The organism is Streptococcus sp., assembly GCF_019414905.1.
Lineage (GTDB): Bacteria > Bacillota > Bacilli > Lactobacillales > Streptococcaceae > Streptococcus.
In genome coordinates this window covers 1-15345 of the sequence record NZ_DXLC01000284.1, presented here as the reverse complement: position 1 = coordinate 15345, position 15345 = coordinate 1, and the positions used below count along the sequence as shown (strand labels likewise).

Here is a 15345-nt window from a genome sequence, read left to right as displayed (position 1 = left end):
TCTCACCATCCAAGTTGATGTCATTTGAATCATAAAGAACAACCAACTTATCTAGCTTTTGCAAGCCTGCGTATGAAGCTGCCTCGCTTGAGACACCTTCCATCAAATCTCCGTCTCCACAGATAACGTAAGTATAGTGGTCAAAGATATTGTAGCCTTCGCGGTTATATTTGGCTGCCAAGAAACGTTCTGCCTGGGCAAAACCAGTGGCAGTGGAAATACCTTGACCTAGAGGACCTGTTGTAGCATCAATTCCTGCTGTATGGCCAAATTCTGGGTGACCTGGTGTTTTTGAACCCCATTGACGGAAGCTCTTGATCTCATCCATACTGACATCTTCAAAACCAGAAAGGTGAAGAAGGGCATAAAGGAGCATTGAACCATGGCCTGCTGAAAGAATAAAACGGTCGCGATTAATCCAGTTTGGTTGAGCTGGATTGATACGAAGTTGTTTTGTAAAAAGGCTATAAGCCATTGGAGCTGCTCCCATAACCACACCTGGGTGACCTGAGTTGGCTTTATTGATGGCGTCAATACCTAGGAAACGAATTGCATTAACAGATAGATTTGACATAGAATTTCCTTTCTATTTGAGGTGATTATTAGATCACACATTCTATTTTACTATTATATGAAAAAATACATAGAATAGCAATTAAACAATTCGACGCTAGATAAGTCTCGTAACTTCTACCCTCTGGTCGCCTGATAGTAGGGAAGTAAGCGCTCATAAGCTTCATCTAATTTTTCTAAAATCACTTCTAATGATTGATTTTCTATAAAAGAAACATCTGCCTTAACTAACACTTTGCGAACTTCTTGACTTCTCAACTTCTCGCGTAAAGTATAACGATTTTCTTCGTTCGCCTCCCACCGTTGACTTTGACCATCTGAGTAGGCTAGATAATAAATCCCTTCTACAACTGGAACTTCTAATACCTTGGTTTGTTTCTCCAAAGTTTGCTCATCTTTCTTGCGCTCGATGAAACTGACTTCTAAGGAAATACCAAAATCAGAAGGACTCCCGTACAAACGTAAGGCTAGCATAGGTTCTGTCACTTTCCCCTCACGCTGTATATAAGCCCAGAAGTGTGGTCGCAAGCGCTGCGCTTGGTTCATCCACTGGCTAGTCTGTTGAAGTTGCCATTCTGGATGGCTTGCTTGAAAGGCTTTAGCCAGTTCTGTAAAATCCTTTCGTGCCTCTTGACCTTTGTGGCGCAATTCCAGCATCTTCTCTCGCTCATCTCCAGACTTATCCGGATTACGATACTGCAAACCAGCAAAGTCTAGATAGTCTCTTATCTTATTCAACATCCGTTTAATCTCCTCCAGCTAGCAAAAAATCAGGAGAACCCTGATTTTACTTATTCTGTATCTACAACGACATAGCGATTGGGTTCGTCACCTTCAGAGTAACTGGTCACGCCATCCATACGTGAAATAATACGGTGGATAATCTTGCGTTCACTATTCGACATTGGATCTGTTTGATGACTACGTCCTTCTTCTAAAACACGAGTCGCCAATTTTTGCGCATAGGTCTGCAAGACTTCTGCACGGTGTTCGACATAATCATTGACATTGATTGTAATGTAGAAGGTTCTTGAATAGCGGTTGTAAAGATAATTTTGAGCCAACAGTTGCAAGGCCTTCAAGACTTTACCATGATAACCGATAATACGCCCTGGCTCATTTGTATCAATTTGTAAATTGATGCTACGACGGTTATAATCATTTGAAAGTGTGGCTTCAACATCCATGTCATCAATAATTGTTTGAACATAAGTCGTTACTTCCGTAGCTACTTGTTCAATATCGAAGCTCGGTTCAACCTTCAAGCCCAATTCTTCTAGTTCTTGACTTTCAGTTTGCTCAGTTTGGCTTTCAATAATAGGCGTTTCTACTTCTCCTTCGAGAGCAGTTTCTTCAAGTTGTAATTCATTTAAAATCTCAATGTGACCAGTTTCTTCCAAGATAGTGCTGGCATGTCTTTCATGTTTTAAGATTTCAGCCTTGACTTCATCAGAAATACCTTGACCTTCCTCTTCAATCTTTTTAATTACCTCTACAACATGACCCAAATCAACAGTTGCTTCACTGACTGTTTTAACAGGCTCATTCAAATCATTAATTTGCTTTGGAACTCCCTTTACAGCTTGTTGGTTTGCTTTTACAACTGTCGTTTCACTAATAGCATCGATATCCACTTGGGCTGGTTTTTTACCAAATAAACCAAGAAATCCTTTTTTCTCACGAGAAATGACTTTGATATGAGCCTTCATTCTTGGAATATCTAATTCTTTCAATCCTTTCTGGATTGCTTCTTCAACAGTTGAACCTGTAAATACTACCATTACCAGATTCCTCCTTATTATTTCGTTTTCTGAGCCTTTTTCTTGGCTTTTCTTTTTCTATTTTCCAAATCTTTCTGTGCCTGAACTACCGCCTCTCGCTCTGCGATAATCTTGAATGGATTATTCAAGAAATAGGTTTGCAAGACTTGATAAGCATTAGACACTGCCCAGTAGAGAGCGACTCCGCTCGGAGCATAAACCCCAAAGATAAAAATCAAGACCGGAATACCGTACATCATCGCAGTTGTAGCTCCATTACGCTCAGACAAGGCTTTGTTGGACAGCCAAGTACTTAAAAAGGTGAATACTGCTGCTAAAATCGGAAGAACAAGGGTTGTATCCACACCACCAAGGTTAATCCATAAGAAATGACCTGTCTTTAAAAAGTCAACTCTTGATAGAGCTTGGAACAAGGCCAAGATAACCGGCATCTGAATCAAAATCGGCCAAAGAGAATCTGACTGTCTGACACCCATTTCTTTAAAGACTTTACGCATTTCTTGCTCTAGCTTGGTTCTGCTTTCCATATCTCGACCTGGATATTGTTCTCGAAGCGCCTTAATGCGTGGTTGAGCTTCCTGCATTTTTCTAGAAGCCACCATTTGCACTTGAAAGACCGGCAAGAGAACTGTACGAATCAAGACCGTAAAGAGAATAATCCCCACTCCGATACTGATATCAAACGATAAAAAGCGAATGATTTCCGCAAAGAAGTAAACAAATTTACTCCAAAAATCAGCCGATTCGGCTGTAATATCGCTAGTTGTCCCATTTGTTGCACAGGCTGTCATGATAAATAGGGACAGTCCTAGCAAACTAGTCAACTGTAGTTTCTTTTTCACTCCCATTTCCTTCCTGGTAAATCTTTGATAATTTTAATACGTGGAGTAGATTTTTCTCCATCTCTGCGTATCCCAAGGTTTCGACCCCTTTTCGAGCAATGACAACAAAGTCGACATCTTCTACCAGACTCCCTTTTGCATTCTGGATAATATGTCGAATTCGTCGCTTAATTTGATTTCTAGTGACGGCATTCCCTAGTTTTTTGCTAACTGATAGACCTACTCGAAAATGGTTTTTCTGGTTTTCTAATTGGTAGACAACAAATTTGCGGTTAGCAAAACTTGTCCCCTCCTTGAAAATCGCCTTAAAATCTTTCTCTCTTTTTACACGAAAGTTTTTCTTCAAAACTCAACTCCATCTATTAAATTACTACTATTATACCATATTTTTCAAAAAAGCCAATCATAGCAAGGTTTTGGACATTTCCATCAGAAAAAGAAGCTGGAAAAATCTCTTTCCCAACTCCTTGTACGGAATATTTTTTCTGATTTTAGTTATTTTTTCAAACGTTCAACGTCACGGGCAATGACTAATTCTTCATCTGTTGGAATAACCAAGACACGAATCTTCGCTGCATCTGTTGAGATGTCTCCTGTCACGCCAAAGACGTTCTTTTCTGGATCAACATCACAGCCAAACCAAGAGATACCTGAGATAACATCTTCACGTACGTTTGCAGCATTTTCACCGATACCTGCAGTAAAGATAATAGCATCTGCTCCATTTAGGACCGCAAGGTATTGCCCGATATGTTTTTGGATACGGTCAACATACATTTCATAAGCCAAAGTGGCATCGTGGTCCCCTTCTTCCATAGCAGCAATCACATCACGCATATCACTAGATTTGCCTGAAACACCCATAAGCCCTGATTCACGATTAAGGACGCGACTAATATCTTCGGGCGTGTTAAAGTCCTCTGTATATTGCATTAAATAAGGAATGATAGCTGGGTCAATATCCCCTGTACGTGTTCCCATCATCACACCACCAAGTGGAGTGAATCCCATTGAAGTATCGACAGATTGACCACCCTTAACAGCTGTAATAGAAGCACCATTACCGATGTGGCAAGTAATCAATTTCAAGTCTTCTAATGGACGTCCCAAGAGTTTTGCAGCTTCTCCTGCTACAAACTGGTGGCTTGTACCGTGGGCACCATATTTGCGAACCTTATTTTCTGTGTAATATTTTGTTGGTAGAGGGTAACGATAAGCTTTCTCTGGCATAGTTGTGTGGAATGAAGTATCAAAAACAACTACACTGGTAATGTCTGGCAACAATTCCTTGAAGGCACGAACACCTGCTGCATTGGCTGGATTGTGGAGAGGAGCCAACAAGCTCAACTCTTCAACTTTTTCTAAAACATCCCCCTCAACAACTGTTGATTCTTTGAAATATTCTCCACCGGCAACAACACGGTGGCCAACACCTGTAATCTCGTCATAAGCCTTGATAATATCGAAACGAATTAAGTCATCCAATAAAATTTTAACGGCTTGTGTATGATTTTCGATATCCAAAATTTGTTGCTCAGAACGGCCGTCAAATTTTACAGTTGAAATTGAATCTTTCAAACCGATACGTTCAATCAAGCCTTTCGCCAATACTTTTTCTTCTGGCATTAAGTATAATTGCCATTTCAAACTTGAACTTCCTGCATTGATTGAAATTGTTTTTGTCATAACATGATACCCCTTTTTTAAGCGTTTTCATCTATTATAACAAAATCTATTTTATATTTCAGTACCTTGAGTCCATTTTTGAAAATTTTCTTTAAATTTCATTAAAACACTTGCGTCTTGCAAGCTAGCAAGTGGATAAACAAAGGGTTCTACTGCTATTTCACTTTTCTTCTGTAAGATAAAAATAGTCTTAGATTGTTTAGCATTAGCAAAGAGATTTTCAGGCAAACTAATCATGGCAGTCAGACTTGCCTCCTCTTTCAACCAGCCTTTCAACAAATCACTTTGAGGACTGGTCAACAAATCACTCGGAGCTAGAAAAATAGCATATCCGTCTGACTTGAGATACTTAAGTCCTTGTTCCATGAGCAAGTGATGGGCGTAGGTATGTTCTTGACTAGAAGCAACTTGATGGCGCGACGCAACGGCATCATCAGGATAATAGCCGACAGGCAAGTCGCTGATGACCACATCGCTTTCTTTGAGCATTTGTGGACGAACGGCATCTCCTTGGACAAAGCCAGCCTGCAAACCAATTACATCTGCCATGCTAGCTGCCAGATCAATCAGCAAATCATCCACTTCCATTCCCAAGTAATCCACCTTTTTATCAAGCGAGGTCAAGAAAGTTGCGCCCAGAATCCCCATGCCAGAACCCATTTCGAGGATAGTAATCTCCTCCTCTTTAAACAACTCTTCCACAATAAACACCAAAAGTAAAGCAATGGCATCTGGTGTAAACTGGTGATTGGACTGTAGGGGCTCTGTCTGCCCAGCCTTCATCAAGAGAAACTGGTAGGTCTTGAGCCATTCTTCTTTGCGTAGCGCTAAACGCTTAAGAGCTTGATTGTTCTCTTTGACCTGCTCTAGCTCAGTCTCGCCATCCAAATAGATGCTATTTTGCTCCACCAAGGCGTCATAAAAGTTGGTCGCCAAATCACTTTGAATGATTTGGACATTCTCTAGTAAATAGGTATAAGCTTGTTCAATTTTTTCAAAATCCATATTCCTATCTTATCAAATTTCCCTTCTTTTTTCCATCCTTATAGAAAAATCACTCCCTGACTAAGCGAGTGATTTTTGGGCTACTGTTAAAAAGAGCTCTGAGTAATTTCCTTGAAACAGGTCTTCAGCACTGTAAAGAATCTGACTGTCAATGCTCGAAAAACCAAACTGGGCTAGCTTGTTTTCCAGTTCAGCTAAATCAAATCCATGATGGTTAGCTTCTGTCTTTGTAAAATCAGCAAGTAGGAGTTGTCCATCTTCCTTCAAATGTTGATGAAACAGTGAGAGAGCCGCATCCAGATCAGGCATATGGTGAAGAACCCGACTAACGACAATGCAATCAAACTCTTTTTCCAAGGGATTTTTCAGCAAATCTTGCTCCAAAAACTGGATATTCTTGATGTCTTGCTGCTCCGCTTTCAAACGAGCTTGCTCCAGCATTTTCTCCGAAATATCCACCAATGTTACAGACTTGGCCTGCTTGGCTAGGGGCAAGGTTAACAGACCCGTCCCTCCACCAAAATCCAAAATTTCTTTGTCTGATAGAAGATCAATCTGTTTCTCGACTGCTTGACAAACCAAGTTTGCAAGGAAGATATTTTTAGGGGAATCGAAAGTTTCTGCTTTGTGGTTAAAATCATGTTTCATATTTTTAGTTTAGCACAAAGTAGCTTGGTTGGCTAGGAATTCTCTTTCTTTTCAGGCTTCTTTTCTGATTTTTTCTTCTCCACTTTTTCGCTTGAATCGGTCGCTACCTTTTCCTTTTTCTCTGTTTTCTCTTCTTTGATTTTGACCGAAGGAAATAGGAACTCATATTGGCTCTTAGGCGTACGAACCCTCGTCACTAAGCCAGTTTTCTTGTTTTGATAACTCACCTGACCCAGATTAAAGGTCTGTTCCCCACTTTCCTTATCAACCTTATCTTTGGTTCGCTTGGCCATAGCAAAAGCAATCAGCTTTTCTTTATTTAAAGCGTAGTCTTGATAGTAGGCGACTTGTCGGTTCAAGTAAAATTGTAACAAAAGACTAAAGATGGCTGCCATAGTGACTGCATAGATGAGAACACCAGCCTTAACTTTTTTCTTTTTCCACACGATAGATGAACTCCCTTTCTAAGCCTTTTTGGAACTGGAAACGAAAGCGAACCAGTTGATTATCCTCTGTAATATGCGCAGATTTGAGACCATAAACCATAGGTTGATAACCCCGTCCACTGGCATCTGTTTTCCGAAAATCGTCTGACTTGGACTTACCGATGGCGATGTCCTTGCCATCTTGCTTCATGTATAGGCGATTGCCCTCCACTTTTTCAAACTGCGAACGGTCTAATTCTGCCTCCAACTGGTCCACAAACAAGAGCCACTCCTTTTGCTCGCTTTGCTGCTGGTAGCGAACTTCTGAAATGAGGAGCTGACTCATGGCTTGAAAGAGGAGTAAGCTTCCACTGATGACAATGAGAGCAATAAGGGATTCTAACAAGGTAAAAGCCTTGACCTTATGGCTCTTTGATAGCCAACAACTGTTCTGAACCATGGTAGACCTCCAATCCTTTTTCACTAGAAAACACCTGAATCTCAACTCCGTTGATGTTTACCTGATTTTGACCTGTCTGCAAGGCCATCTTAGCTACCCTCAAGACTTCTTCCTTTTGCAAAATTTTTGCTTCTTCTTGCCTATTTTTCTGAATTTGTCCCAAAAGGAGGGTTGCAATACTGGCAAAGATAGCTAGAGCGACTACTGCTTCCAGTAAAATCACTGCCCTAATTTTTTGTTTCCTTAATGCGTTTAATTTTTCCATTTCCTAAATATAATTGATAGCGAATCGCTCCTTTACTGGTCTGAAATTCAACCTTAGCCAGGGACGAATTGCCCCCAGCTCGGTCAAATGTAATACTTTGTCCCGATGGTGCTTGAATTCCTTTAGGAACTGTCAACTTTTGACTGCCATTGCTAATCGTCTGCCCATCTAAGTTCAGACTAGTCTTTTGCTGACTAGCTACACTGCGCTTTTGAGTTTCCCGATAGAGTTCTTCAAACTCCATAAAGAAAATCTGCTCCTCTACCGCCGCAAAAGTGGACTGAACAGAGCCGGACAAGCCCAAGGCAAGGATACTCACAAGACCCAAAACCAAGAGGCTTTCCAGCATGGTAAATGCCTTAATCTGCAACAGTTTGACTGGTATTTTGTTTAGCATGGTATTCTTTATAAGCTTTAGCCTGTTCTTCCGTGATTCGCCCATCTGCTTGTAACTTACTTAGGCTAGCATCTTCATTTTTATCCAAGCTATAAAGTTCTGCCTGACTTTCCACCACCTTAACAACAGCAGCTTTTCCTTTGTCATTGACTGCTTCTTTTTGCTTGGTCAGATTAGGTACAAAGAGTAATAGAAGCACACTGATGATGAGTAAGACCACCAACATCTCCACAAGTGTAAAAGCTTTAACCTTAGCTTTTTTTGAGAATGTCATCATTTTTTTCATGTTAAAAATTTACCTCCATATTTTGATACATGGGCATGAGCATTGCCGCATAAAGTAAAACGATAATCAGAGCCACAAAGATAAAGACCAGTGGCTGCACCAAATTCATGGTGCGGTTGACTCGGGTAAAAAAGGCTTCCCAAGTTTTTTCAGCATAGATTTCCAACTCACTCCCCAGCTTGGACTTGACTTCACCATACTCAATAATGAGACTCAACTCCTTTTTAAAGAAAGGATAGGTTGCTATGGTTTGAGAAAATTCGCGGCCATTTTGTAGGGATTGAGCTAAATCTTGACCGATTTCTTTAAAGAGTTGGGAACCTTGTTCCTGCATCATTTGAAAAATCTGCGTCAACTCCAGCCCTTGAGAAATCATATTACCCCATTCACGCGCATAATAGGCTGTCAAATAGGTCTGCACAAAGAGTCCAAGAAAAGGAATGCGTGCTAGGATAGAAAAGACGCGCATCTTAGAGCTTCTTTTATAAAAAGTTAGTGCTAAAAGGGCAAGTAGAGAAACAAACCCTACCATTCCTAGAAAGATTTGTGGCAGATTGCCGATAATTTGGGTGGCAATATTGCTACTATCCAGTTGTGGTAGTAGGTAGTTCCGTAGTCCCAGCATAATTAAGAGAAGAAAACCCAGCAAAATCAAGGGATAGGTCGCTACTTCAATTAATTTTTTCTTGACCTTGGCTAGATTGTCTAGATACTCTTCTATCTTTCCCAAACTCAGGTGAAGATTCCCATGAACTTCAGCTAGAGATAACTGAGTGACAATGGCACTTGAAAATCCCAAACTTTCCATCATTTCTGAGAATGATTTCCCCTGAGACAAGCCCGTGCGCATCTGAGTCACACACTGCTTGTCCAACAAGGCACTCCTATCTAAAAAGGAAATGGTCTCCACCAGATGAAAACCACTGGAAAAGAGATTGTTAAACAAGGTGATGATATTTTTTTGCTTAGCTATAGCTAATTTTTTCCGTTTCAGCCTGAAGACTTGTGATATGTCCATCTTTAAAAAGCTGGTCAATCTGTTCATTCCAGCTAGTTGGCTGGTGTTCTTGATAGTCTTTGTTTGCAAAGTCAATGATTCCTCCTCCCCCGATTAATCTCTGGTAGCAGACTCCTTGCAGAACGACTGCCAATTCCTCCTCACTCACCCCCAACTCCAACAGGCGCTCATAAACACCTCGGATACTCTTGGCGTGAATGGTTGAAAAGACTGTCGCACCTGTCAAACTGGCTCTGACCACTGCACGCGCCGTCTCGCTGTCTCGAATTTCTCCGATAATCAAGAGATCAGGACGATGTCGCAAGGAAAGTTTGATTAGATTTTCATAGGTTAGCCCGATTGCTTCGTTCAACTGCAACTGAAGCATGTCGTCCTGCTTGATTTCAACAGGATCTTCGATGGACATGACTTGCTGTCCTTTAAATATTGATTTAGCCAATTCGTGCATCAAGGTTGTCTTACCACTGCCGACTGGACCAGCAAAAAGATAGAGTCCCCGTTGCCTGTACTGCTTACCCAGTTCTCCAATATCCTGAAACCAAAAATGTAAATCTTGCTCCTCATCGTGCAACAAGCGAATGACTAAACTCTCATGTCCTCGATAATCGCCTACAGTAGATAGACGTAGAGATGCCATCTTCTGGTCATAGGCATAATCACAGGAACCAAGTTGACTACGTCGCTTTTCTCCTACATTCATACCCGCCACAAACTTAAAGTGACTGATGACTGCCGCAAATTTTTCAAAATCATAACAACCGATTTTACAGCGCTTGTCTCCTACCCTCATATGAAGCTCATAGGCGTCTAACTTGGGGACAAAATAAATGTCTTGCGCCCCTTTTTTCCGGGCCGAACGAATGATTTCTTGTGCAATTTCTTGAACCATACTTACCTCCTCACCTATACTATTCGCAAAGATTTGGAAAAATAAAAAAAGCAACTCCAAAAAAGTTACTTTTCCTCTATTTTAATTTCATACGGCAAGAACGGTGCCTTTCCTTACCTGTTTGTTTTTCATAGCCTGGGCGTAGTTTTTCATCTGGAATAACCTGCTCATCCTGCAAAAGAGCCAAAGAATGGTATTGTTGTAAATACTCATCACATTCATCGCACCAGCGTTGGTCTTCTGGATCCCAAAAAATAGTCATCAAGTCACTTCTACTTTTATAAAGAGGGGATTCTTGTTCCAATCTAAACCAGCAAGTTTTATAGTATTTGAGAGCATCATAATACTGATCAAATTTCTTACTCGCTACAATATCTTCTTCCCAACCTTCTAAGAACCACCACGGTTCAAAATCTCCATACATTTCTATAACACGATACATATTCATTCATTCCTTTGTACCGTATATTATAACCAATTCCGCCAGACAAGGAAAGAAATATGCTCATTTCTTAATTTTTTGATAAAAAATCCAGCCATCTGATGGATGACTGAATTTCTATTTGCTTGTGTTCCAAAATCTTTTTACTACCTAGGCTTCAGAAATATCGTTTTCGATGATGACCTTAATGGCATGGTGGTCTGCTGCCTTACTGAAGACTTCATAGGCTTTTTCAATTTCACTTAGTTTGAAATAGTGAGTTACCAATTTTTCTGGTTCAATCTTATGACTTTCAAGAGCTTTCAACAATTGTGGAGTTGTATTTGTAGATACCAAACCAGTTGTTACATTGATGTTGCGGATCCAAAGTTTGTCCAAATCGAATTCGACTGGTTTACCATGTACACCACAGTTGGCAACTGTTCCGTCTATACCGATAATCTTTTGACAGAAATCAAATGTTGCAGGAATACCAACAGCTTCGATAGCAACATCTACACCACGACCATCTGTCAAATCATAAATTTCTTTAATGGCTTTTTCAGGGTCTGAAGAATTAATCTTATGAGTAGCACCGAAAGAAACTGCAGTATCCAAGCGGTTATCATCTAAATCCACCATAATCAATTTAGCTGGTGAATAGAATTGAGCTGTCAAAAGAGCTGCCAATCCAACTGGTCCTGAACCAATAATGGCTACGCTGCAACCAGGTTCTACTTTCCCTTTTAAGACACCAATTTCATATCCAGTAGGCAGAATGTCTGATAGCATAACCAAGGCTTCATCTGACAAGTCTTCTGGAGTGTGGTAAAGAGTGTTATCTGCATGAGGGACACGTAAATATTCAGCCTGCATACCATCAATCAGGTGACCGAAAATCCAGCCCCCTTCGTCTTCACAGTGGGCATAAATTCCTTTTTTACAGTAGTAGCATTTACCGCAGGCACAGACACAAGAAATCAAGACCTTGTCGCCTTTTTTGAAGTTCGAAACTCCTTCTCCAACTTCTTCAACAATCCCAATCCCTTCGTGACCAAGAATGGTACCACTTTGGCAAGCAGGAACATCCCCTTTGATAATATGGAGGTCTGTTCCACAAATAGTAGTTTTTACGATACGCACAATAGCGTCTGTTGGCTTGCGAATAACTGGTTTGTCTACATCAACAAAAGAAGCAAGTCCTGGTTTAACATAAGTATAGGCTTTCATAAAGTACTCCTCCGTTTTTTATTTGTACTATTTATAATATAATTGTAAACCCTTTCATTTGTTTCTTCAAGATTTTTTGTGATTTTTTTAACTTTTTTATTTACCGGTAAAGCAATATAGATAAAAAAACAGAAGCTAGTCTCTAACTTCTGCTTTCTCTCTTATGCTTGATAACGTTTCACGCCATCTAGGTAGGTTGCTACCAATTCCAAATCTTTGTCTAAAACAATAAAATCTGCATCATAACCTTCACGGATTTGGCCACAGACATCATCAATGTGAACAGATTTAGCTGGGTTAAGGCTGGCCATCATGACTGCTTCATGCGGATTCGCAATACCCCACTCGACTACATTTCTCATACCATCTTTAAGTTTGAGGATAGAACCTGCCAAATTACCAGTAGATTTGAGACGTGCAGTTCCATTTGCTACTACAACAGGGAATTCTCCCAACATATAGTCACCGTCTTCAAGCCCACCAGCTGTCATACAGTCAGTAATAAGGGCGATGTTTTCTGTCCCCTTTTGCTTAAGTAAAATCTCACAAGCTTTTGGATCTACATGGTAACCATCACAAATCAATTCTGCGTAAGTATGTGGTAGCTCATACATAGCTCCTACCATACCTAGTTCGCGGTGTGTTAAACCACGCATCCCATTATAGGCATGTACCCATACACTAGCTCCAGCATCAACTGCCTTCTTAGCTTGTTCAAATGTCGCATCTGAGTGTCCAAGTGCAACTGTCACACCTTCACCTGTAATAGTACGTACAAAATCTTCCACCCCATCACGTTCTGGTGCAATAGCGATTTTATTTAGCATCCCTTTTGCAGCATCTTGCCAAGAATGAAACTCCTCAACACCCGGGTCTCTCATATAAGTTGGATTTTGTGCCCCCTTAAAAGTTTCTGTGAAATATGGACCTTCATAATAAATCCCACGAATCTTAGCACCTGTTGCTTCTTTATAATGGTTTCCAAGATTTTCAGTGACTGCAAGCAATTGCTCATAAGTGGCTGTTAAAGTTGTGGGCAAGAAACTGGTAACACCGGTACTAAGAAGTCCTTCACTCATAGTATGCAATGTACCTTCAATGTTGTTGTCCATCACATCTACACCTGCATATCCATGAATATGAGTATCCACAAGACCTGGTGCAATGCTATAACCAGTATAGTCAAGAACCTCTGCTCCTTCAGGAATTTGATCCACATGTTTCCCAAATTTGCCATCAACAAGTTCTAAGTACCCACCGCGACGAATGCCAAATGGATAGAAAAACTGATCCGCTTTAACGTAATTAGGCATAATAATGACCTCCTTAAAAGATTACTTTTGATATTTATTATGTCAATTACATTATAAACCTTTCTGATTCATTTGTAAATGGTATAGACCTGTTTTCTAGAGATATTTTAAAAGAGCTGGATTTCTCCAACTCTTCTCTTTTTAATACACGTTATTTTGATTTGACTGGTTTGTCTTGAGCTGTTTGCAAGGCTGTAGCAATGGTCTCTGCATACAATTTTGCTCCTGCTTCAATTTTGCTATTGTCACTTCCGAAATGGACTTGGTCTGTCCCAGTCCAAATTTCTGGATGTTCTTTCGCAACTTGATTCCAATCTGCTATCGTGATGTAAGGAGTCTTCTCTGCCAATTCTCTCATATAGGCAGCCGCCTTCTCAACGATGGCATAGGTCTCTTTTGTCTTATCTCCCTCATAAGGAGTCACCAAAACCATATGGTGGCCCTTAGGAAGATTTTTCACGATACTATCCCAATCTTCCTTGTAATTTTCAGGATTATTTACCCCAGTCGCAATAACCACCATCTTTGGTAGAAATTTATTCTGGCTATTGTTGAGCATGATTTCGTTGGCAGTCTTGGTTGTTCTGCTGACCTGCGCGTTAATCTGTGCTCCAGGAAGGGCTGTCTGCAGGGCTGTATTTGCCCTTAAAGCCACCGAGTCACCAATTAACATAGTGCCATCAGCAATTCCCAAACTGTTTGCATCTGCCCGTTCTGTCATCACCTTGGTTTGGCTAATATTTGTTGCAGCTTGCTTCAAACCATTGACAGTTAAGTCTGTCTCAAAAGCTCCCACTTGTGGTGCCAACAAAGTCACTAAGAGGACAATGAAGGCCAAGATTCCTGTACTTGTTGCAAGAATTGCGTGAATATAAGGCAGGGGACGAAGAGTTTGTAAAACAGGTGTATTCTTGCCTACAATCCACGGCTCCAATACATAAAATGAAAGACTGGCAAATCCATAAGAACAAATCAGAGTCAGTAACACAGCAAGAAGATTTGAGGTCAACTGTGAGAAAATGATGTAGAAAGGCCAATGGAAAAGATAAACCGCATAGCTAGTATCTGCTAAAAAACTAATAATCTTTGGTTCCTGTACGTTAGGAGTCTTTTCATGTAAGACGCGCGCCGCCAGAATCATAGCTAGGGCTGCAAGACTGGCAAGCAAGAAGCCAATAAGATAGGCAAAGAGATAGGTAAATTTGACAAAGAAGGTCAAAATGAGTAAGAAGCCAAAACCTCCTGCAAAAATCAACAGGGTCTTTCGTAAATCCCAGGTTTTATCCAACTGCTTGACGAGGGAAGTCGTCTGACGAACGCCTACAATCGTTGCTAGGATACTTCCCAAAAAGAATGGATAGACATGAGTTAAACTGGAGAAGTAAACAGAGGAATAAGAGGTTACTAGAAAACTACCAATAAACATGGAGAAGAAGCTAATCAAGAAGGCAGCAGCAGATAAGAGAAAGACCATCCCCTTCAACTGACCATTTGATTTAGCCTGTTTGGATAAGAACCAAACTGCCAATCCCCAAAGAATATAGTAGTGAACCTCAACGGCCAAGCTCCAATTATGAACAAACAAATGAGGAATGAACTGAGATTCATAACTCCCACCTGTTAGGAGCTCATAGAAGTTGGTCATGAAGCCTAAAACACCCGCAATCTGACCCCCAATTCCAGCCACATAATCTTGGCGAACTAGAAAGGTAAAGGGCATGATTACCAAGACCATCAAAACCACAGGTGGCACGATACGATAAAAGCGTCTCCTAAAAAATCCAACCAAATCAATTTCATGATTTTTAGAAAATTCTTCGATGAGTAGAGCTGTAATCAGGAAACCTGAAAATGTGAAAAAGACATCTACCCCGAAAAATCCTCCAGGAAAGATGGTCTGAAAGAAGTGATACAAGAGTACCAAAAGTAAACCTGTAATCCTAATCAAGGAAAACCATTTAATGCGCATACGAGTTTATTCTTCCTTTCATTGTACACTTTATTCTATCAAAAAAAGAAGAAAAATCCTAAGAGAAAACTTAGGATTTTAGGGCTCTATAATATTTGTAGTGGGTAACCCCCTATGGATATTATGGAGCCTTTTTT

18 protein-coding genes and 1 pseudogene are annotated in these 15345 nt (G+C 40.5%); all 19 read right to left on the bottom strand.

Annotation, left to right across the window (positions count from 1 at the left end; translation table 11 throughout):
• Positions 1-574 (bottom strand): annotated as a pseudogene (locus QZ359_RS08730) (transketolase); the annotation flags it as partial.
• Positions 575-690: 116 nt separating this feature from the next.
• Positions 691-1314, bottom strand: coding sequence for an HI_0552 family protein (locus tag QZ359_RS08725; RefSeq protein WP_293965861.1), 624 nt, complete (start codon positions 1312-1314; stop codon positions 691-693).
• 50 nt (positions 1315-1364) lie between these two features.
• Positions 1365-2354, bottom strand: coding sequence for an RNA-binding cell elongation regulator Jag/EloR (jag, locus tag QZ359_RS08720; RefSeq protein ID WP_285304745.1), 990 nt, complete (start codon positions 2352-2354; stop codon positions 1365-1367).
• Between the two features lie 17 nt (positions 2355-2371).
• Positions 2372-3196, bottom strand: coding sequence for a membrane protein insertase YidC (locus QZ359_RS08715; protein WP_219619946.1), 825 nt, complete (start codon positions 3194-3196; stop codon positions 2372-2374).
• Complete coding sequence (gene rnpA / locus QZ359_RS08710) at positions 3171-3542, bottom strand: ribonuclease P protein component (RefSeq protein ID WP_000739245.1); 372 nt, start codon at positions 3540-3542, stop codon at positions 3171-3173. Before rnpA ends, QZ359_RS08715 begins: the two co-directional genes overlap by 26 nt.
• 149 nt (positions 3543-3691) lie before the next feature.
• Positions 3692-4882: an acetate kinase gene (locus QZ359_RS08705; RefSeq protein WP_293965853.1), complete on the bottom strand. Its 1191-nt coding sequence runs from the start codon at positions 4880-4882 to the stop codon at positions 3692-3694.
• A gap of 51 nt (positions 4883-4933) precedes the next feature.
• The gene (locus QZ359_RS08700) at positions 4934-5887 is read right to left on the bottom strand and encodes a class I SAM-dependent methyltransferase (protein ID WP_293965851.1); all 954 of its coding nucleotides are present in this window, start codon (positions 5885-5887) and stop codon (positions 4934-4936) included.
• A 60-nt stretch (positions 5888-5947) separates the two neighbouring features.
• Positions 5948-6535 (bottom strand): class I SAM-dependent methyltransferase, encoded by a 588-nt coding sequence (locus QZ359_RS08695; RefSeq protein ID WP_285304746.1) that lies wholly within the window; start codon positions 6533-6535, stop codon positions 5948-5950.
• Positions 6536-6567: 32 nt separating this feature from the next.
• The gene (gene comGG / locus QZ359_RS08690) at positions 6568-6981 is read right to left on the bottom strand and encodes a competence type IV pilus minor pilin ComGG (RefSeq protein WP_285304747.1); all 414 of its coding nucleotides are present in this window, start codon (positions 6979-6981) and stop codon (positions 6568-6570) included.
• Positions 6959-7420, bottom strand: coding sequence for a competence type IV pilus minor pilin ComGF (gene comGF, locus QZ359_RS08685; RefSeq protein WP_285304748.1), 462 nt, complete (start codon positions 7418-7420; stop codon positions 6959-6961). The genes comGG and comGF overlap by 23 nt, the downstream gene beginning before the upstream one ends.
• Positions 7383-7685, bottom strand: coding sequence for a competence type IV pilus minor pilin ComGE (comGE, locus tag QZ359_RS08680; RefSeq protein ID WP_000413380.1), 303 nt, complete (start codon positions 7683-7685; stop codon positions 7383-7385). The genes comGF and comGE overlap by 38 nt, the downstream gene beginning before the upstream one ends.
• Positions 7648-8082 carry a competence type IV pilus minor pilin ComGD gene (gene comGD, locus QZ359_RS08675; protein ID WP_285304749.1) on the bottom strand — a complete coding sequence of 145 codons (435 nt, stop codon included), beginning with the start codon at positions 8080-8082 and terminating at the stop codon, positions 7648-7650. The genes comGE and comGD overlap by 38 nt, the downstream gene beginning before the upstream one ends.
• Positions 8045-8368: a comG operon protein ComGC gene (comGC, locus tag QZ359_RS08670; protein ID WP_293965839.1), complete on the bottom strand. Its 324-nt coding sequence runs from the start codon at positions 8366-8368 to the stop codon at positions 8045-8047. Before comGC ends, comGD begins: the two co-directional genes overlap by 38 nt.
• A 1-nt stretch (position 8369) precedes the next feature.
• On the bottom strand, positions 8370-9386 hold the full coding sequence (gene comGB / locus QZ359_RS08665) for a competence type IV pilus assembly protein ComGB (protein ID WP_285300553.1): 1017 nt from the start codon (positions 9384-9386) through the stop codon (positions 8370-8372).
• The gene (comGA, locus tag QZ359_RS08660) at positions 9334-10275 is read right to left on the bottom strand and encodes a competence type IV pilus ATPase ComGA (protein WP_293965837.1); all 942 of its coding nucleotides are present in this window, start codon (positions 10273-10275) and stop codon (positions 9334-9336) included. Before comGA ends, comGB begins: the two co-directional genes overlap by 53 nt.
• A gap of 76 nt (positions 10276-10351) precedes the next feature.
• Entirely contained in the window at positions 10352-10717 is a 366-nt protein-coding gene (locus QZ359_RS08655; RefSeq protein ID WP_000286405.1) for a DUF1033 family protein, read from the bottom strand.
• A gap of 150 nt (positions 10718-10867) precedes the next feature.
• The gene (locus tag QZ359_RS08650; protein ID WP_293965835.1) at positions 10868-11926 is read right to left on the bottom strand and encodes a zinc-dependent alcohol dehydrogenase family protein; all 1059 of its coding nucleotides are present in this window, start codon (positions 11924-11926) and stop codon (positions 10868-10870) included.
• 161 nt (positions 11927-12087) lie between these two features.
• Entirely contained in the window at positions 12088-13239 is a 1152-nt protein-coding gene (gene nagA / locus QZ359_RS08645) for an N-acetylglucosamine-6-phosphate deacetylase (RefSeq protein ID WP_001134549.1), read from the bottom strand.
• A gap of 151 nt (positions 13240-13390) precedes the next feature.
• A complete protein-coding gene (locus QZ359_RS08640) occupies positions 13391-15208 on the bottom strand; it encodes an acyltransferase family protein (protein ID WP_293965833.1) in 1818 nt (605 codons plus the stop codon).
• Positions 15209-15345: the final 137 nt, after the last annotated feature.

What these genes read in the sequence shown, in the direction of transcription:
- QZ359_RS08655 (WP_000286405.1), bottom strand. Translation starts at nt 10,717, where the DNA reads ATGTATCGTGTTATAGAAATGTATGGAGATTTTGAACCGTGGTGGTTC.
- jag (WP_285304745.1), bottom strand. Translation starts at nt 2,354, where the DNA reads ATGGTAGTATTTACAGGTTCAACTGTTGAAGAAGCAATCCAGAAAGGA.
- QZ359_RS08695 (WP_285304746.1), bottom strand. Translation starts at nt 6,535, where the DNA reads ATGAAACATGATTTTAACCACAAAGCAGAAACTTTCGATTCCCCTAAA.
- comGA (WP_293965837.1), bottom strand. Translation starts at nt 10,275, where the DNA reads ATGGTTCAAGAAATTGCACAAGAAATCATTCGTTCGGCCCGGAAAAAA.
- comGD (WP_285304749.1), bottom strand. Translation starts at nt 8,082, where the DNA reads ATGCTAAACAAAATACCAGTCAAACTGTTGCAGATTAAGGCATTTACC.
- QZ359_RS08640 (WP_293965833.1), bottom strand. Translation starts at nt 15,208, where the DNA reads ATGCGCATTAAATGGTTTTCCTTGATTAGGATTACAGGTTTACTTTTG.
- comGB (WP_285300553.1), bottom strand. Translation starts at nt 9,386, where the DNA reads ATGGACATATCACAAGTCTTCAGGCTGAAACGGAAAAAATTAGCTATA.
- QZ359_RS08700 (WP_293965851.1), bottom strand. Translation starts at nt 5,887, where the DNA reads ATGGATTTTGAAAAAATTGAACAAGCTTATACCTATTTACTAGAGAAT.
- QZ359_RS08725 (WP_293965861.1), bottom strand. Translation starts at nt 1,314, where the DNA reads ATGTTGAATAAGATAAGAGACTATCTAGACTTTGCTGGTTTGCAGTAT.
- comGF (WP_285304748.1), bottom strand. Translation starts at nt 7,420, where the DNA reads ATGGTTCAGAACAGTTGTTGGCTATCAAAGAGCCATAAGGTCAAGGCT.
- QZ359_RS08705 (WP_293965853.1), bottom strand. Translation starts at nt 4,882, where the DNA reads ATGACAAAAACAATTTCAATCAATGCAGGAAGTTCAAGTTTGAAATGG.
- comGE (WP_000413380.1), bottom strand. Translation starts at nt 7,685, where the DNA reads ATGGAAAAATTAAACGCATTAAGGAAACAAAAAATTAGGGCAGTGATT.
- QZ359_RS08650 (WP_293965835.1), bottom strand. Translation starts at nt 11,926, where the DNA reads ATGAAAGCCTATACTTATGTTAAACCAGGACTTGCTTCTTTTGTTGAT.
- comGC (WP_293965839.1), bottom strand. Translation starts at nt 8,368, where the DNA reads ATGAAAAAAATGATGACATTCTCAAAAAAAGCTAAGGTTAAAGCTTTT.
- nagA (WP_001134549.1), bottom strand. Translation starts at nt 13,239, where the DNA reads ATGCCTAATTACGTTAAAGCGGATCAGTTTTTCTATCCATTTGGCATT.